The sequence below is a fragment of the Bradyrhizobium zhengyangense genome (assembly GCF_022012555.1).
GTDB classification, from domain to species: domain Bacteria; phylum Pseudomonadota; class Alphaproteobacteria; order Rhizobiales; family Xanthobacteraceae; genus Bradyrhizobium; species Bradyrhizobium zhengyangense.
Genome location: NZ_JAKLTZ010000007.1, coordinates 100,707 through 118,212, shown reverse-complemented (window position 1 = coordinate 118,212; position 17,506 = coordinate 100,707). Strand labels below are relative to the sequence as shown.

At 64.4% G+C, this 17,506-nt stretch carries 18 protein-coding genes; 10 read left to right on the top strand and 8 right to left on the bottom strand.

What is annotated here, in order from left to right; all coding sequences use genetic code 11:
- The first annotated feature begins 2 nt into the window (after window positions 1–2).
- From L6639_RS25990 to L6639_RS25965, 6 genes are all read left to right on the top strand, one after another.
- Window positions 3–503 (top strand): (2Fe-2S)-binding protein, encoded by a 501-nt coding sequence (locus tag L6639_RS25990; RefSeq protein ID WP_237864476.1) that lies wholly within the window; start codon window positions 3–5, stop codon window positions 501–503.
- On the top strand, window positions 500–2,920 hold the full coding sequence (locus tag L6639_RS25985; RefSeq protein ID WP_237864475.1) for an aerobic carbon-monoxide dehydrogenase large subunit: 2,421 nt from the start codon (window positions 500–502) through the stop codon (window positions 2,918–2,920). The genes L6639_RS25990 and L6639_RS25985 overlap by 4 nt, the downstream gene beginning before the upstream one ends.
- Before the next feature lie 102 nt (window positions 2,921–3,022).
- Complete coding sequence (locus L6639_RS25980; protein WP_237864474.1) at window positions 3,023–3,889, top strand: AAA family ATPase; 867 nt, start codon at window positions 3,023–3,025, stop codon at window positions 3,887–3,889.
- Entirely contained in the window at window positions 3,886–5,094 is a 1,209-nt protein-coding gene (locus L6639_RS25975; protein WP_237864473.1) for a vWA domain-containing protein, read from the top strand. Before L6639_RS25980 ends, L6639_RS25975 begins: the two co-directional genes overlap by 4 nt.
- 11 nt (window positions 5,095–5,105) lie before the next feature.
- A complete protein-coding gene (locus L6639_RS25970) occupies window positions 5,106–5,945 on the top strand; it encodes an XdhC family protein (RefSeq protein WP_237864472.1) in 840 nt (279 codons plus the stop codon).
- 10 nt (window positions 5,946–5,955) lie between these two features.
- Complete coding sequence (locus tag L6639_RS25965) at window positions 5,956–6,414, top strand: SRPBCC family protein (protein ID WP_237864471.1); 459 nt, start codon at window positions 5,956–5,958, stop codon at window positions 6,412–6,414.
- A 119-nt stretch (window positions 6,415–6,533) separates the two neighbouring features.
- Here L6639_RS25965 and L6639_RS25960 read toward each other — a convergent pair whose 3' ends face one another.
- From L6639_RS25960 to L6639_RS25925, 8 genes are all read right to left on the bottom strand, one after another.
- Complete coding sequence (locus L6639_RS25960; protein WP_237864470.1) at window positions 6,534–7,568, bottom strand: D-alanine--D-alanine ligase family protein; 1,035 nt, start codon at window positions 7,566–7,568, stop codon at window positions 6,534–6,536.
- Window positions 7,565–8,593, bottom strand: a complete 1,029-nt coding sequence (locus L6639_RS25955; RefSeq protein ID WP_237864469.1) for a putative zinc-binding metallopeptidase — start codon at window positions 8,591–8,593, stop codon at window positions 7,565–7,567. Before L6639_RS25955 ends, L6639_RS25960 begins: the two co-directional genes overlap by 4 nt.
- A 246-nt stretch (window positions 8,594–8,839) precedes the next feature.
- Complete coding sequence (locus L6639_RS25950; RefSeq protein ID WP_164933654.1) at window positions 8,840–9,793, bottom strand: ribose-phosphate pyrophosphokinase; 954 nt, start codon at window positions 9,791–9,793, stop codon at window positions 8,840–8,842.
- Between the two features lie 216 nt (window positions 9,794–10,009).
- Window positions 10,010–10,627, bottom strand: a complete 618-nt coding sequence (locus tag L6639_RS25945) for a hypothetical protein (RefSeq protein ID WP_237864468.1) — start codon at window positions 10,625–10,627, stop codon at window positions 10,010–10,012.
- A gap of 120 nt (window positions 10,628–10,747) precedes the next feature.
- Complete coding sequence (gene pgeF, locus L6639_RS25940) at window positions 10,748–11,515, bottom strand: peptidoglycan editing factor PgeF (protein ID WP_237864467.1); 768 nt, start codon at window positions 11,513–11,515, stop codon at window positions 10,748–10,750.
- Window positions 11,515–12,633 carry a class I SAM-dependent methyltransferase gene (locus tag L6639_RS25935; protein ID WP_237864466.1) on the bottom strand — a complete coding sequence of 373 codons (1,119 nt, stop codon included), beginning with the start codon at window positions 12,631–12,633 and terminating at the stop codon, window positions 11,515–11,517. Before L6639_RS25935 ends, pgeF begins: the two co-directional genes overlap by 1 nt.
- Window positions 12,634–12,654: 21 nt before the next feature.
- Entirely contained in the window at window positions 12,655–13,497 is an 843-nt protein-coding gene (gene lgt / locus L6639_RS25930; RefSeq protein WP_237864465.1) for a prolipoprotein diacylglyceryl transferase, read from the bottom strand.
- A 14-nt stretch (window positions 13,498–13,511) separates the two neighbouring features.
- Entirely contained in the window at window positions 13,512–14,243 is a 732-nt protein-coding gene (locus L6639_RS25925) for a dienelactone hydrolase family protein (protein WP_237864464.1), read from the bottom strand.
- A 206-nt stretch (window positions 14,244–14,449) separates the two neighbouring features.
- On the opposite strand from L6639_RS25925, the gene L6639_RS25920 reads away from it, so the two are divergent.
- From L6639_RS25920 to ychF, 4 genes are all read left to right on the top strand, one after another.
- Window positions 14,450–14,701 carry an accessory factor UbiK family protein gene (locus L6639_RS25920; RefSeq protein WP_128953911.1) on the top strand — a complete coding sequence of 84 codons (252 nt, stop codon included), beginning with the start codon at window positions 14,450–14,452 and terminating at the stop codon, window positions 14,699–14,701.
- A gap of 289 nt (window positions 14,702–14,990) precedes the next feature.
- Window positions 14,991–15,716 carry a 50S ribosomal protein L25/general stress protein Ctc gene (locus tag L6639_RS25915; protein ID WP_237864463.1) on the top strand — a complete coding sequence of 242 codons (726 nt, stop codon included), beginning with the start codon at window positions 14,991–14,993 and terminating at the stop codon, window positions 15,714–15,716.
- A gap of 61 nt (window positions 15,717–15,777) precedes the next feature.
- A complete protein-coding gene (gene pth, locus L6639_RS25910; protein ID WP_237864462.1) occupies window positions 15,778–16,383 on the top strand; it encodes an aminoacyl-tRNA hydrolase in 606 nt (201 codons plus the stop codon).
- Between the two features lie 5 nt (window positions 16,384–16,388).
- Window positions 16,389–17,486: a redox-regulated ATPase YchF gene (ychF, locus tag L6639_RS25905; protein ID WP_237864461.1), complete on the top strand. Its 1,098-nt coding sequence runs from the start codon at window positions 16,389–16,391 to the stop codon at window positions 17,484–17,486.
- Window positions 17,487–17,506: the final 20 nt, after the last annotated feature.

The window sequence follows — 17,506 nt, the reverse complement described above, 5'->3', positions numbered from 1 at the left end:
CAATGGCCAAAACACACGTCACCATGAAGGTGAACGGCGCCGAGGTCGAAGGCCTCGTCGAGCCGCGCACGCTGCTGGTGCACTTCATCCGCGAGAACCTGCAGATGACCGGCACCCATATCGGCTGCGAGACCACGCATTGCGGCGCCTGCACCGTCGACATCGACGGCATGTCGGTGAAGTCCTGCACGATGTTCGCGGTGCAGGCCGACGGCTCCGACATCATCACGATCGAAGGCATCGCGAACGCCGACGGCACGCTGTCGGCGCTGCAGGAAGGTTTCCGCATGATGCACGGGCTGCAATGCGGCTTCTGCACGCCCGGCATGATCGTGCGCGCGCATCGGCTGCTGAAGGAGAATCCTTCGCCGAGCGAGGCGGAAATCCGCATGGGCATATCAGGCAATATCTGCCGCTGCACCGGCTACCAGAACATCGTCAAGGCAATCCAGTACGCGAGCGCCAAGATCAACGGCGTGGAATTCCAGGAGGCGGCAGAATGAATGACCTCACTCCCACGCGGGAACAACGCTCCGCCGCACTCGAAGGCATGGGCTGCAAGCGCAAGCGCGTCGAGGATATCCGCTTCACGCAGGGCAAGGGCAACTACGTCGACGACGTCAAGCTCCCGGGCATGCTGCATGGCGACTTCGTCCGCTCGCCGCATCCGCATGCGCGCGTCAAGAAGATCGACGATAGCGAGGCACTGAAGGTGCCTGGTGTGCTCGCGGTGATCACTGCCGAGACGCTGAAGACCGTCAACCTCGCCTGGATGCCGACCCTCGCGGGCGACGTGCAGATGGTTCTGGCCGACGGTAAGGTGCTGTTCCAGAACCAGGAGGTCGCCTTCGTCGTTGCCACCGACCGCTACGCTGCCGATGACGGCATCAACAAGGTGATCGTCGAATACGAGCCGCTGCCGCCGCTGGTCGATCCCTTCAAGTCGATGGACAAGGATGCGCCGGTGCTGCGCGAAGATCTTGCCGGCAAGACATCAGGCGCGCACGGCCCGCGCAAGCACCACAACCACATCTTCGAGTGGAGCGTCGGCGACAAGGAACTGACGGATGCCGCCTTCAAGAAGGCCGAGGTGACGATCAAGGAGATGATCTCCTATCACCGCACCCATCCGTCGCCGCTGGAGACCTGCCAGTGCGTCTGCTCTTTCGACAAGATCAAGGGCGAGCTGACAATCTATGGCACCTTCCAAGCCCCGCATGTGATTCGTACCGTGGTGTCGCTGATCGCAAAACTGCCGGAGCAGAAGATCCATGTGATTGCGCCCGATATCGGCGGCGGTTTCGGCAACAAGGTCGGTGCCTATCCCGGCTACATCTGCGCGGCCGTGGCCTCCATCGTCACTGGCAAGCCGGTGAAATGGGTCGAGGACCGCATCGAGAACCTGACCGCGACCTCGTTCGCGCGCGATTATCACATGACGACCGAGATCGCCGCGAGCAAGGACGGCAAAGTCACGGGCCTTCGCGTGCACGTGCTTGCCGATCACGGCGCGTTCGACGCCTGCGCAGACCCGTCGAAATGGCCGGCCGGTTTCTTCAACATCGTCACCGGCTCCTACGACTTCCCGACCGCGCATCTGGCGGTGGACGGCGTCTACACCAACAAGGCGCCCGGTGGCGTCGCCTACCGTTGCTCGTTCCGCGTCACGGAGGCGGCCTATTGCATCGAGCGGGCCATGGATATTCTGGCGCAAAAGCTCAACATGGATCCGGCTGAGCTGCGGCTGAAGAACTTCATCAAGCCGGAGCAGTTTCCGTATCACTCGGCATTGGGCTGGGAATACGATTCCGGCGACTACCACACCGCCATGCGCAAGATGATGGAGACCACCGGCTACGCCGCGCTCCGGAAGGAGCAGGCGGAGAAGCGGGCCGCGTTCAAGCGCGGCGAGACCCGCGAGATCATGGGGCTCGGCGTCTCATTCTTCACCGAGATCGTCGGTGCCGGTCCGTCGAAGAACTGCGACATCCTGGGCATCGCGATGTTCGACTCCTGCGAGATCCGCATGCATCCGACCGGTGCGGGCATCGCGCGGATGGGTACCAAGAGCCAGGGTCAGGGCCACGAGACCACCTGGGCCCAGATCATCGCGACCGAGATCGGCATACCCGCTGACAACATCATGGTCGAGGAGGGTAACACGGACACAGCGCCTTACGGGCTCGGCACCTACGGGTCGCGCTCGACGCCGGTGGCGGGCGCTGCGATCGCCATGGCTGCACGAAAAATCAAGGCCAAGGCGCAGATGATCGCGGCCTACAAGCTCGAGGTCCACGAGGATGACCTCGAATTCGACATCGACGGCTTCCGGGTGAAGGGCCTGCCGGAAAAATTCATGTCGATGAAGGATATCTGCTGGGCGGCCTATAACTCAGTGCCGCCGGGCATGGAGCCCGGGCTGGAGGCGGTCAGTTATTACGATCCGCCCAACATGACCTATCCGTTCGGCGCGTATCTCTGCGTGATGGACATCGACGTCGATACCGGCGTGTACAAGGTCAGGCGCTTCTATGCGCTCGATGATTGCGGCACCCGCATCAATCCGATGATCATCGAGGGGCAGGTGCACGGCGGCCTCACCGAGGCCTTCGCGATCGCGATGGGCCAGGAGATCCGCTACGACGACACCGGCAACGTGGTCACCGGCTCGTTCATGGACTTCTTCATGCCGACCGCGGTGGAGACGCCGCATTGGGAGACCGACTTCACCGTCACTCCGTCGCCGCATCACCCGATCGGCGCCAAGGGCGTTGGCGAAAGCCCGAATGTCGGCGGCGTGCCGGCCTTCTCCAATGCCGTCAACGACGCGTTCTCGTTCCTGGGGAGCACGCACATCCAGATGCCGCATGATTTCTGGCGCAACTGGAGGGCGGCGAAGGATCTGGGGGCGGTGGCTTAGTGGGTCGGTTCGTCATTCCGGGGCGCCTCGAAGAGGCGAACCCGGAATCTCGAGGTTCCGGGTTCGGTCCTACGGACCGTCCCGGAACGACGGAGAGGTTACATGAAGAACCGTGACGAGATCGCGCAAGCGCTGGCCGCATCGGGCTACATCGCCGATGCGGACCTCGCGACTGCGATCTCGCTGATGCAGCTGTTGCGGCGGCCGCTGCTGCTCGAGGGCGAGGCCGGCGTCGGCAAGACCGAGGTGGCGAAGGCGCTGGCGAAGGTACACGCGACCGAGCTGATCCGGCTGCAATGCTACGAGGGCCTCGACCAGTCATCCGCGCTCTATGAGTGGAACTACCAGCGCCAGCTATTGGCGATCCAGGCCCATCGCGGCACTGACAGCATCGAGGACCAGGTGTTCTCCGAAAAATATCTGCTGGAGCGTCCCTTGCTCGCGGCGATCCGTCGGCGGAAGGCGCCGGTGCTGTTGATTGACGAGATCGACCGCGCTGATGACGAGTTCGAAGCATTCCTGCTCGAGCTGCTGTCCGACTTCCAGGTCTCGATCCCCGAGCTCGGCACCATTCCAGCAGTCACGATCCCGCATGTGGTGCTGACCTCGAACGGCACGCGCGAACTCTCCGACGCGCTGCGCCGCCGTTGCCTCTATCACTACGTCGACTATCCCGATGTCGACCGCGAGACCCGCATCATCCTGGCGCGGGTCGCAGGTGCCAGCCCGTCGCTGTCGCTCCAGATCGCGCGCATGGTCGAAGGCGTGCGCAAGGAAGAGCTGCGAAAGGTCCCCGGTGTCGCCGAGACGCTGGACTGGGTGGCCGCCCTCGTCGGGCTTGATGTTCGCGATCTCCATGATGCTCCGGAGATCGTTCATGAGACACTGGTTTGTCTCTTGAAGACCCACGAGGACCGCGCCCGCGTCACGCCCGAGGTGACGCAGCGCCTGCTGGGGAAGGTTGCATGAGCTGCTGCGGCTCCAGCCCTGGATACGATGATCTCAACGAGGTCTCCAAGCTCGTGTCCGCACGGCTTGCCGCGTTCCTGCGCACGCTCCGCGACGCTGGCTTTCGCGTCGGGCTCGCCGAAGGGCAGGATGCGGCGACGCTGATGTCGGCCGGTTATGCAACGAAGCCGGGGCTGCTGCGCGCGGCGTTCAAGCATCTCTTCTCGGCGCGGAAGTCCGATTGGGACAAGTTCGACGGGCTGTTTGATGCGTTCTGGCTCGGCAAGCGCGTGCGCTCGCGGTCTCGCACCATGGGATCAACGCCGGGCGCCAGCAATCCGTCGCTGAAGAGCCTGCAAGACAAATCGGCCGAGCAGGGCGGCAACCAGTCCGTCACCGACCAGCTTCCGTCATCCGACGATGCGCCCGAAGGCCGCTCCGGCGAAGGTCGCATGGAGGGCGCCTCGCGTGCGGAGAATTTGGCGGAGGTCGATTTCCGAAAGCTCAGCGATCCTGATCAGGTCGCGCAGGCGCACGAAGCCGCCGCGCAGCTCGCGAAGGCGATGCGCACGCGCCTGACCCGACGCGATCTGGCGCGCCGGCGCGGCTACCGACTCGATCTCCGGCGCACCATTCATCGCAACATCAGCCATGGCGGCGTGCCGATCAGCCTGGTCAAGCGGCAGCGCAAGCACAAGCCGCTGCGGCTGATCGTGCTGCTCGATGCCTCGGGCTCGATGAGCATGTACACTAGCGTGTTCCTGCGCTTCATTCACGGCGTGCTCGACCAATTCCGCGAGGCGGAGGCGTTCTTGTTTCACACGCGCCTCGCCTATGTCTCCGATGCTATGAAGGAGCGAGACGCGAGCCGCGCGCTGGACCGTCTCTCGATCATGGCGCAGGGCGCGGGCGGCGGCACGAAAATCGGTGAGAGCCTGCAGACCTTCAACCGTTGGCACGCTTCGCGCGTCATCCATTCGCGCAGCTGCGTCATGATCGTGTCCGATGGGTACGAAACCGGCGATGCCGCGCTGCTCGGTCGCGAGATGGCGGCGTTGCACCGGCGCTGCCGCCGCATCGTCTGGCTCAATCCGATGATGGCCTGGGAGGGCTATGCGCCCGAGGCGCGCGGTATCAAAGCGGCGCTGCCGCATCTCGATCTCTACGCGCCCGCGAATTCGCTGCAAGGCCTGCGCGCGCTCGAGCCCTATCTGGCAAAACTCTGAGGGACATGTCGATGACCGCTCATGCCGAGGTGCTGGATATCGTCGCCCAGATGAAGGCTGCGGAGCGCGCCTTCGTGCTCGCGACGGTGGTGCGGACGGTGTCGGTGACCGCGGCGAAGGCTGGCGCCAAGGCGATCATCGCGGCCGACGGCACCATCGTCGCGGGTTGGATCGGCGGCGGCTGCGCCAAGGGCGCGGTGCTGAAGGCGGCGCGCGAGGCGCTGGCCGACGGCGAGCCGCGCATGGTGTCGGTGCAACCGGAAAACCTGCTGGCCGAGCTCGGTGTCAGCGCGGGCGAGAGCCGCGACGGCATCCGCTTCGCCAGCAACATGTGCCCCAGCAAGGGCACCATGGATATTTTCGTCGAGCCGGTGCTGCCGCATCCCTCGCTTGTCATCCTTGGCGCAAGTCCGGTGGCGCTGTCGCTCGCAGCCCAGGCGCGCGTGCTCGGCTATCACGTCACGCTGGCCGCGCCCGCCGCCGAGCTCACGGCGCAACCCGACGCCGATGCGATCATCGATGGCTACCAGCTCGGTGAACTCAATGACGCCAAGCGCTTCGTGGTGGTCTCGACGCAGGGTAAGGGCGACGAAGCTGCCTTACGCGCCGCGATCGCAACCAAGGCCTGTTATCACGCCTTCGTCGGCAGCCGCCGCAAGATGGCATCGCTGCGCGCCAAGCTGATGTCGGAAGGCGCCAGCGCTGCGGCGATCGACGATTTCAAGGCGCCGGCCGGGCTCGATCTCGGCGCCATCACGCCGGAAGAGATCGCGATGTCGATCCTCGCCGAGATCACCGTGGAGCGGCGACGCGGTCAGCGCGCGGCCAATCAGTCAGCAAGCAGAAAGTGAGATACCGATCATGCAGATGAACGACAGCCAGCGCATTCCCGCGTCACGCGAAGAGGTGTGGGCGGCGCTGAACGATCCCGCCGTGCTGAAGCAGTGTATCCCCGGCTGCCAGTCGCTCGAGGTGACCGCGCCGAACGAGATGACCGCCACCGTGATCTTCAAGGTCGGCCCGGTGAAGGCGACGTTCAGCGGCAAGGTGATCTTGTCCGATCTCGATCCGCCCAACTCCTATCGCATCTCCGGCGAAGGCTCGGGCGGAGTCGCCGGCTTTGCCAAGGGCGGCGCACTGGTGCGGCTGGAGTCCGAGAGCGCCGACGTCACCGTGCTGCACTACGACGTCGACGCGCAGATCGGCGGTAAGCTCGCCCAGTTGGGAGCGCGACTGATCAACTCGACCGCGACGAAGCTTGCGGGAGAATTCTTCAAGTCGTTTGCCGGCGTGGTGAGCGCAAAGGCTGAAGCGGGTTAGGTGCCGTAGGGTGGGCAAAGCGCAGCGTGCCCGCAATTCTTCATCGCAGACAAAGACCGTAGGCACGACGCTTTGCGCCTTTGCCCGCCTTACGATAGCTGCGCAAGCATCTCCAGCGTTTACCCCAGCGACACGCCCGCCTTCGCCCGGCTGATCCCGAGCGTCAGGATGCGATGGAGCAGATCCTTGTACTTCAGCCCGTCGTGCTGGGCCGCCGTGGCGAACTCCTGGCTCTTGGCGATCTCGGGGTTGGGATTGGCTTCGATGAAGTACGGTGTGCCATCGGCGGCGAGACGAAAATCGATGCGCGCGTAGCCATCGAGGCCTAGCGCCCGGTAGATGCGTTTGGCGGCGCGCTGGATGCGTGCGGTGACTTCGGGTGCAAGGTCCTTCGCCGGCCCGTCGACGATGCCAACGCGCTCCTGATAGTCGGTGTCGTGCTTGGCTTTTTCGGTGGCGATGTGCCGTGAGCTGCGCCCGCCCATGCTGCCGAATTTCAATTCCCAGACCGGCAGCACGCGCAGCCGGTTGTTGCCGAGCACGCCGACATAGAGCTCGCGTCCCTCGATGAACTGCTCGGCGATCGCGGCGGTCTCGACCCGCTCGTGGATGAAGGCGACGCGTTCTGCGAGCTTCTCGTCGGTATCGACGATGGAGGCCTGCGAGATGCCGAAGGAGCCATCCATGTTGAGAGCCTTGACGATCAGCGGCAGCGCAAGATGTTTCGGCCGTTTCACCTTGCGGCGCATCGGGAAGACGGCGAAGGCAGGTGCGGCGATGCGGCGGTGATGCACCAGCGTCTTGGACAGGTCCTTGCCGCGCGCCAGAATCAGGCCGCGCGGATTGCACCCGGTATAGGGCACCTTCATCAGCTCGAGATAGCTGGCGATGTGCTGGTCGTAGGCGACGTTGTAGTGGAACTCCTCCAGCAGCGTGAAGACCACGTGCGGCTTGAACTCCTCGATCGCTTCGCGGATCGGCCTGATCTCCTCCTGCGCGCCGAGCGGACGGACCTCATGTCCGGCTGCGCGCAAGGTGCTGACGACGTCGTATTCCGTTTTCCAGTTGTTGATTTCCTGCGGCGTGTAGCCGTCGGAAGAGTCCGGCGGCACGAAGTCCGGATGCATCAGCACGAGAATACGGAGTCGTCTCATAGCGCGATCCATTTGCGCCGAGACGGGCCGAACAGCGCGTGCATCGTCTTGGCGGTCACGAGGACGGTGAAATCGAGAACGAGCTTCTGTTCGGATCCCACCGCGCGCAGGTCGAGCTCGCGGCAGCGGGAGATCATGTCGTCGAGCACGGCATCGAGCGTGAGCTGGTTCTCGCCGGTCCATCGCGCCACCAGCTGCCTGATCTGGGCGCGGTGCCGCCTGATCAGGCTCGAAGCGGGCTTCGAGCGATGATGCCGTGGATCGGCGGAAAACAGCCGCGAGAGGTCGCGGTCGTAGGTCTTCGGTGGCGTGAAAGCGTAGAACGCCTGCTTCTTCTTGTAGTGGTCTTCGAGCGTCTGGCTCAGCTTGCTGAGGGGATCGATGCGCTCGCGCGTCGTGATCAGCGGACGTTTTCCCGCGATCTCGCCCATCAGTTCGTCGACATATTCGAGCTTCTTCAGCGCCGGCCAGCCGGCATATCGCGTTCGCCAGTTCGAGCGCGGTCGCAGCCACACCGCAAAGGTCTCGGCGAAATCCTCGTCCGGGTGGCTCTGCGCGTACCACAGCCGCAGATGCTGGACGTAGCGTCGGCTCGCCGGATTGGGTCGGTAGTAGCGCGGATAGTGCTTTGAGGACGGGCCGAACAGCTGCTGCCAGCGCCGGCGCCGCTGTAATTGGAAGCCGTGCTGCAGCGCATGGCCGGCCTCGTGGCGGAGGATGGCCATGCACTCGCGCCAGGTGCCGCCCTCGACGTCGAACATCATCTTCTTCTCGAGCTTCATCAGGCGTGGATGAGCGAGATAGAACGGGATCGCGATCCCGGGCACATCTCCCGGACTGAACCACTCGCTCGAGATCCATGTGTGCGGCCGCAGCCGGATGCCGCGCTCTTCGAGCTCTTCGTGGAGCGTGGCGACACAATCCTCGAGCCAGGTGCCTTCGACCGTAACCCTCAGGCTGGAGAGGCGCTGCTGGAGCAACTCGTCATCCGACAGTTTTTCCCAAGCAAATTTCCGGCGGGGCATCAGGCATCCAGAGGGCAGAGATGACTCAGATCACGATGATGTCATGGGCGGCAGCCGGCAACAACCCGTGGGGCGGGGCGTGCTGCGGCGCGTCAGAGCGCTGAGGTCGTAGCGTGAGATCGTAGGGTGGTTAGCGAAGGCGTAACCCACCACTGTGCGCTTCCGCGCAGACAAAAGAGGTGGGTTACGCCTTGCGGTCCGCGCTTCGCGCAGTCCGCATGGCTAACCCACCCTACAAGATCGAGTTCAGTCGAACAGGCTCGACACGGACTCTTCCGCCGCGGTGCGCGCGATCGCATCCGAGATCAGGCTGGCGATCGGCAGCGTGCGGATGTTCGGCGCCTTAGTCACCGCGTCCGTCGCCAGAATCGAGTCGGTGATGACGAGCTCTTTCAGCTTCGAGCCGGCGATGCGGGCGGCCGCGCCGCCGGAGAGCACGCCGTGGGTGATGTAGGCGTAGACCTCCTTGGCGCCCTTGGCGATCAGCGCATCGGCTGCGTTCACCAGCGTGCCGCCGGAATCGACGATGTCGTCGACCAGGATGCAGCTATAACCGGAGACGTCGCCGATCACGTTCATGACTTCGGACTCACCCGGACGTTCGCGGCGTTTGTCGACGATCGCGAGCGGGGTGTTGATGCGCTTGGCGAGGCCGCGGGCGCGGGCCACGCCGCCGACGTCGGGCGAGACCACCATCACCTTGCCGAGGTCGAAACGTTCGCGGATGTCGCGCACCATCACCGGCGCAGCGAACAAATTGTCGGTCGGGATATCGAAGAAGCCCTGGATCTGGCCGGCATGCAGATCGAGCGTCATGACGCGGTCGACGCCGGCATGGGTGATCAGGTTGGCAACGAGCTTGGCCGAGATCGGCGTGCGCGAGCCGGAACGGCGGTCCTGCCTGGCATAGCCGAAATAGGGGATCACCGCGGTGATGCGGCGCGCCGATGAGCGGCGCAGCGCGTCGGTGATGATCAGCAGCTCCATCAGATTGTCGTTCGCCGGAAACGAGGTCGACTGGATGATGAAGGCATCCGAGCCGCGGATGTTCTCCTGGACCTCGACGAAGATCTCCATGTCGGCGAAGCGCCGGACCACCGCTTTGGTCAGCGGCACGTTGAGGCCCTGCGCGATGGCCTGGGCGAGAGCCGGATTGGAGTTGCCGGCGACAAGCTTGATGGAGCCGTTCTTGGCCGACATGGACGCTTCCTCCCGCGCTTTGCTGGATACGACGTTCAACATCAGAGAATACCCACTGGCAGCACGGTTACGACGGGCGAGGAAATATCAGGCGAGAGGCCGCACTGGCAACCCGGGATGCTACGTTTTCCCTCTGAAAATCCTGAGTCGGGCCAACGGCTTGGCCAGGACTTGGTTAGGACTTGGTCGGGACTTGAACCCGTGGTCTCGCGGAGGTTATCGCTGGGCGTAGCCAAGTGCCGTCACCGGCATGTCCGGCGCCGGAGCCTCAGGCGTCACGCTTGCGACCGCGGGGCCGCGCAGGCCCGGAACCGAGCCCGGCGCGTCAGGCGTCCCGTTGATCATATTGGAAAGTCCGCTGAATCCGGCCTGGGCGATCCTGCGCAGCACGAGGTCATCAGCGGCAGCCCACGGATCCTTACCGCCCTTGGCCGCCGTTGGTTCCTCACCGGAGAGGCGCAGCGCCCGCTGCTGGTTGGCGTCGTAGACGTCCCAGACCCAGGCGATCACGGTCTTGCCGCGCACGATTTGGGCGGAGAGGTAGCTGCGCACGCGGTAGGCAGCCGTCCCCTCGCGAGAAACGATCGAGAGGCTGCGCAGCTTGGATTCGGTGTCGAGCACGCCGACCATGCGGTCGAACACCTGCGGCGGCGGTCCGTCGATCGATTCGAAAGCGACCGTCGCCCCGGAGCCGGCGCTCGGCGCCGCCATCGCATAGGAATTGGCGGGCGCGTTGCCGCCGGCGCAGCCGGCCAGCGCCGTCGCTGCTGCCAGCAGCATAACCGCCAGCACGCGCGAGCCCGCACGGCGCAAGTTGGATGACGCTTCCCTCATTGAGGGCAGCGATATCGTTAAAATCGATTAAGGTCTAGGGCAGGGGAGACACAGATGACGCCGTCATTCCGGGTTCGATGCTTCGCATCGCCCCGGAATGACACGGGGTTTCTGTTGTGTTCACCCCTCCAGCGCGATCGCGTGAATGTGCCGGCCGTAGTCCGGCTCCTTGCGATGCACCGAGCGGCGATAGCTGAAGAAGCGTTCGTCGGCGTAGGTGTCGAGACCAAGGTCGTCGATCATCAGAACGCCGGCAGCTTCCAGGCGCTTGCGAATGAGGCCGGCGAGGTCGAACATCGCGTGGCCTTCGCGCACCGATGGAATGAAGAAGACGGCGTTCTCGGCATCTGACTCGATAAAGCGCGCCACGAACTCGTTGCCGACCTCGTAGCTGTCCTGGCGGATCAAGGGCCCGATCGCGGCGATGATGCCGCTGCGTGTGGCACCGAGCTTCTCCATCGCCGCAATGGTGGATTCCAGCACGCCCGTCAGCGCACCTTTCCAGCCGGCATGGGCGCCGCCGATGACCCGCGCATTGGGATCGACGAACAGCACCGGACCGCAATCGGCGGTGGAGACGCCGAGCGCGATGCCCGGCGTTCTGGTCACCATCGCATCGCCCTTCGGCCGCGGCCCGCTCGGCCACGGCGCATCGGCGACGAGCACGTCTGGCGAGTGGATCTGGTGCAGGCTGACGAAGCGATCGGCCGCGACGCCGACATGCTCGGCCATGCGGCGGCGGTTCTCGGCGACGAGGGCCTGATCGTCGTTGGAGCCGAGCCCGCCGTTCAGCGCGGAATAGATGCCGGTCGAGACGCCGCCCTCGCGCGTGAAGAAAGCGTGGCGCAGGCCGGGCACTGCCGACAGCAGTGACGAAGTCAGCGTCATCAATTGCCTCCGGCCTGTTCGAGATCGCTGAGGCCGGCAAGGCCCGTCAATCTTGGTTCGGAGATGCCGAGCACCTTGAACATCGAACCCATGCCGCTGCGTCCGGTATCGGTCAGCCGCTTCAGCGCCACGGAAATGTCGGTGGCAACTTCGGGCGTCGCCTTCTGCATCAGCGCGGCCGCGCGGGTGTCGATGCCGACGCGCTTGAGGAAATCGCCTTGCGTCACCGGCCCGTGCGCACGCGCGCCGACGTCCTCGGCTGCCCGCGCCAGCGCCTGAAAGTCGACATGGGCGGTGACGTCGGCCTGGCCCGGCGCCTTCAAGGGATCGGTGAAGGTGTGGCGCGCGATGGCCTGGAAGGTGTCGCCGGCATCGCTGCGCAAATGGCCGTAATCGATGATCAGGGCGGCACCGTCCTGGTCGCGCACGCGGGTGGCAAGCTTCATGATTTCGGTGTCGGGCCGCCATTCGAACACGGCACCCACAGGCGCGGCCCGCACCAAAGGCGGCAGCAGCACGTCGAAGCGCGGCGTCGGCTCGGCTGCCGCGCCGAACTGGAGCTTGCCGTTGGGATCGATCTCGATCACGCGCTCGTGCCAGCCGCCCTCGCGCTTCACCATCTGGTGGATCGGCAGCACGTCGAAATATTCGTTGGCGAGGATGACGCTAGGACCCTCCGGCACGTCGTCGATGCTGTCGTGCCAGGTGATGCTGTTGCGTACGCCCGACAATGTCGCCTGCTGCCGCTCGCGCAGCACTGGATTGACCTCGACCAGATGAATGCTGAGCCCCTGATAGAGCGGCGGCAACACGCGAAGCGCGCGCAGCGCGTCCGCCATCATGGTGCCGCGGCCGGGGCCAAGCTCGATCAGCCGCAGGGATTGCGGCGAGCCTATCTGCTTCCAGACCGAGGCGGTCCACAATCCCAGGAGCTCGCCGAACATCTGGCTGACTTCGGGCGAGGTGGTGAAGTCGCCCTCACGCCCGAGCGGATCGCGCGAAACATAATAGCCGTAGCGCGGATGCATCAGGCACGTCTCCATGTACCGCCAGACCGGCATGGGGCCTGAGGATTTGATCAGCGCCTTGATCTCGTTGAGCAATGACTGTTCGGTCACGACCTGTTGTCTCGAAATGATTTAATGAATTGCGGTTGCCGGCTTCGGCGCACCGCGCCTGATTGCCAATACAATAAGTACGCCGCCGACAATAAGCATCGGGATCGACAGCAGCATCCCCATGGTTAATCCGCCCCAGAGGTAGCCGAGCTGGACGTCCGGCTCGCGGAAATGTTCGCCGACGATGCGGGTCAGGCCATAGATCAGGATGAAGCTGCCGAGGATAAGACCCGGCCGCTTCAAGGCGCCAAGGCGGATCATCACCGCGAGCACGGTAAAGAGCAGGAGGCCCTCCATGCCCGCTTCGTAAAGCTGGCTCGGATGGCGCGGCACGTCGCCGCCGGTCGGGAAGATCATGGCCCAGGGCAGGCTCGGGTCGGCTGCGCGGCCCCATAGCTCCCCGTTGATGAAGTTCGTCAGCCGCACCAGGAATATGCCGATCGGCGCGACGCCGCAGGTGATGTCGCCCAGCGACAGGATCGAGATGCCATTCTTCCGGGCGAACCACATCACCGCCACGACACAGCCGAGGAAGCCGCCGTGGAATGACATGCCGCCCTCCCACAATTTGAAGATGGCGGCCGGATGCTCGACGAAGAAGGGCAGATTGTAGAACAGCACGTAACCCGTGCGTCCGCCGACGATGATGCCGAGTGTCACCCACAGGATGAAGTCGTCGATCTGCACCAGCGAGATCGGCGCCGGCCCGCCCCACAGGCGCTGCTTCTTCAACAGCGAGCGCGCATAGAACCAGCCGAATGTGATCCCACAGATGTAGCCGAGCGCGTACCAGCGGATCGCGAACGGACCGATCTCGAGGGCGATGGGCTTGAACTTGGGGAAGTCGATCAGCAGGAAAAGCATCAGGCCTTCTATGTCTAGACGAGATTGCGGCGATAGAGCGCCAGAAGGCGCTCCCAGTGCCGTTCGGCGGCGTCGCGGTCATAGACCGGGCGCTTGGGGAAGGCGAAGCCGTGATGGGTGCCGGGATAGATTTCGACCTCGGCCTTGGCGCCGCTCATGCCCTGCTTGACCTTCTCGATGATCTCGGTCGGCGCGTAGATGTCGGTCTCGGCGCAGGCGAAATAGAGCTCGGCCTTGGTCTTGCCGGCCGCGAGATGCGGGCTGTCGGCCTGATCGGTCGCAAGCTGCGTGCCGTAGACCGAGGCGGCGGCCTTGACGCTTTCAGGGAAGTGCGTTGCGGCGTTCACGGCGTAGCGGCCGCTCATGCAATAGCCGACCGTGCCGATGATCTTGGTGTTCGCGGCCGTCTGGCCTTCGGCATAGGTGAGCAGCGCGCGGGTGTCGTCCATGATCATGGGAATGGTGAGCGAGCCCATCAGCGCGAACATGCGCTTGCGCTCCGGTGCGTTCGGATCGGCCGGCAGCGCGCCGAGCTCCATCACGCCCGAGCGGTAATAGAGGTTCGGCAGCATGACGTAATAGCCCGAGGTCGCAAGGCGCCGCGCCATGTCGCGCAGCTCTTCGCGGATCGCCGGCGCGTCCATGTAGAACAGGATGACCGGAAACGGTCCGCCGCGCTCGGGATGAACGATGAAGGTCGCGGTGTGGCCGTCCTTGGTGGGAATTGCGATCTGCTGCTCGATCATGTCTTGCGTTCCGCCTTGTGATTCTTGTTATGCAGGGACGTTGAATACGATTGCAAGGAAACCGGGGCATGACAAGGATACCGCCGCTCGGCCCTTGAACCTGCCACCGCGGATTGCCATTGTCCTCTCACGCGTTCGCGCAAAGTTTATCGGGCCGCCAAGAGACCTAATAAGACACCTAATAAGAGACCGATCAGGAGACCGACATGACCCAGACCACCAACCGGTTTTTCGACGAGATCGGCCGCTTGATGAACGACGCCGCCGGAGCTGCCCAGGGCGCCAAGCGGGAGTTCGATACGGTGCTGCGCAACCAGGCCGAAAAATTCCTGCGCGACATGGATCTGGTCAAGCGCGAGGAGTTCGAGGCCGTCAAGGACATGGCCCGTCTGGCGCGCGAGGAGAACGAGGCCCTGAAAGCGCGTATCGCGGCGCTGGAGGCCAAGCTCGGCGGGTAGGGCGCCTCGGCGTCATTTCGGGGCGCGACGAGTCGCGAACCTCAGGTGCGCAGTTGCGCACCGGGGAATCTCGAGGTTCCGGGTTCGATGCTCCGCATCGCCCCGGAACGACAGATGGGGGGCGGTGACATCGGCCCGCAAAAAATCCCCGCATTTCCTTGTCATTTCCGCATCTTCCGGGTAAAAGCCCGCCACGTTCACGGCCCCCGCACCCCTGGAGGCTTGCTGTGGACCATGCCATGGGCCGCGCTGCGGCCCATTAACTTTTGCAAAAACAAGGACTTAGACTATGGCGACGACCGTCAAGGAATTGAAGGCGACCGCACGTCCGAAGAGCGGCAAGGGGGCCGCCCGGGCTGAGCGTCGCGCCGGGCGCGTACCCGGAGTGATCTATGGTAACAACCAGCCCCCGCTCCCGATCTCGGTTGACGATCGTGAACTGCGCCAGCGCATCCTCGCGGGCCGGTTCCTGACCACGCTGGTGGACGTCGAGCTCGACGGCAAGAAGCACCGCGTCATTCCGCGCGACTATCATCTTGATCCGGTCAAGGACTTCCCGATCCATGTCGACTTCATGCGGCTCGGCGAAGGCGCCACCATCCGCATCAGCGTTCCCCTCCATGTCGTGAAGGCGGAAGGTTCGCCCGGCGTGAAGCGCGGCGGCACCGTCAACATCGTCGCCCACGCGATCGAGCTCGAATGCGGTGTCGAGAATATCCCGCAATACATCGAGGCCGACGTCGGCGCGCTGGAAATCGGTCACTCGCTGCATCTGTCTGATGTCAAGCTGCCGGCCGGCGTGAAGGCGCTGACCCGCGAGGACGCGACCCTCGTCACCATCGTGCCGCCGTCCGGCTACGCCGAAGAGCAGAAGGCCGCAGCTGCGGCTGCTGCTGGTGGTGCGGCTCCGGCGGCAGGTGCTGCTGCTCCGGCGGCAGGTGCGGCTCCGGCCGCGGGTGCTGCTGCTCCGGCTGCTGCTGCCAAGGCTCCGGCTGGCGGCGACAAGAAGAAGTAATCCTTCAGAAGAGCTGGCGCGCGGTCCCTGATCGCGTGCTGGCTGAGGGGCGCGCCGCGTCATGCGACTCTTTGTTGGGCTCGGCAATCCCGGCGCGAAATACGCACGTAACCGGCACAATATCGGCTTCATGGCCGTCGACGAGATTGCGCGGCGTCATGGTTTTTCACCATGGCGCCGTCGCTTTCAGGGCGAGACCTCGGAAGGCACGCTCGGCACGGAGCGCGTGATCCTGCTCAAGCCCACGACCTACATGAACGACTCCGGCCGCGCTGTTCAGGAAGCGGCGAGCTTCTTCAAGATCGCGCCTGGCGATACCACGGTGTTTCACGACGAGCTCGAACTGCCGCCGGGCAAGGTGCGGGTGAAGATCGGCGGCGGTATCGCCGGCCACAACGGCCTGCGCTCGATCTCGGCGCATATCGGCAACGAGTACCGCCGTGTCAGGCTCGGCATCGGTCATCCCGGCGTCAAGGAGATGGTGCACGGCCACGTGCTGTCGGACTTCGCCAAGGCCGACAACGACTGGGTGACGACGCTCTGCGACGCGGTGGCCGAGCACGCCGCCCTGGTCGCCAAAGGTACTGACGCGACCTTCGCCAACAGGGTGCATCTGGCGATGCAGGCGAAGGGATTTTTGACCAAGGACGAGAACGGCAAGGAATAACGCTCGTGGGATTCAAATGCGGAATCGTCGGATTGCCCAATGTCGGCAAGTCGACCTTGTTCAACGCGCTGACCGAGACGGCCGCGGCGCAAGCTGCGAACTATCCGTTCTGCACCATCGAGCCTAACGTCGGCGAGGTCGCCGTGCCTGATCCGCGGCTCGACAAGCTGGCGGCGATCGCCAAATCTGCGCAGATCATCCCGACCCGGCTGACCTTCGTCGACATCGCTGGCCTCGTGCGCGGCGCTTCCAAGGGCGAAGGCCTCGGCAACCAGTTCCTCGCCAACATTCGCGAGGTCGACGCCATCGTGCATGTCGTGCGCTGCTTCGAGGATTCCGACATCACCCATGTCGAGGGCAAGATCGCGCCGCTTGCCGACATCGAGACCATCGAGACCGAGCTGATGCTCGCCGACCTCGACAGCCTCGAGAAGCGCGTCGACAACCTCTCCAAGAAGTCCAAGGGCAACGACAAGGACGCCAAGGAGCAGCTCGACCTGGTCAATCGCACGCTGGTGCTGCTGCGTGACGGCAAGCCCGCGCGTCTGGTCGAGCGCAAGGCGGAGGAAGAGCGTGCCTTCGGCATGCTCGGCCTGCTGTCGTCAAAGCCGGTTCTCTACGTCTGCAACGTCGAGGAAGGCTCGGCGGCCACCGGCAACGCCTTCTCCAAGGCGGTCGAAGAGCAGGCGGCCAAGGAGGGCGCGGTCGCCGTCGTCATCTCTGCAAAAATCGAATCCGAGATCGCGACGATCTCGCGTGAGGAGCGTGCCGACTTCCTGGAGACGCTGGGTCTCGAAGAAGCGGGTCTCGATCGTCTGATCCGCGCTGGCTACAAGCTGCTCGAACTCATCACCTATTTCACGGTGGGCCCGAAGGAAGCACGCGCCTGGACCATTCATCGCGGCACCAAGGCGCCTGGCGCGGCCGGCGTGATCCACACCGATTTCGAAAAGGGCTTCATCCGCGCCGAGACGATTGCGTATGACGACTACGTCACGCTCGGCGGCGAGGCCGGCGCCCGCGATGCCGGCAAGCTGCGCCTCGAAGGCAAGGAATACGTCGTCGCCGACGGCGACGTGATGCATTTCAGGTTCAATACGTAACGCAACACGGCGTCCGTGCC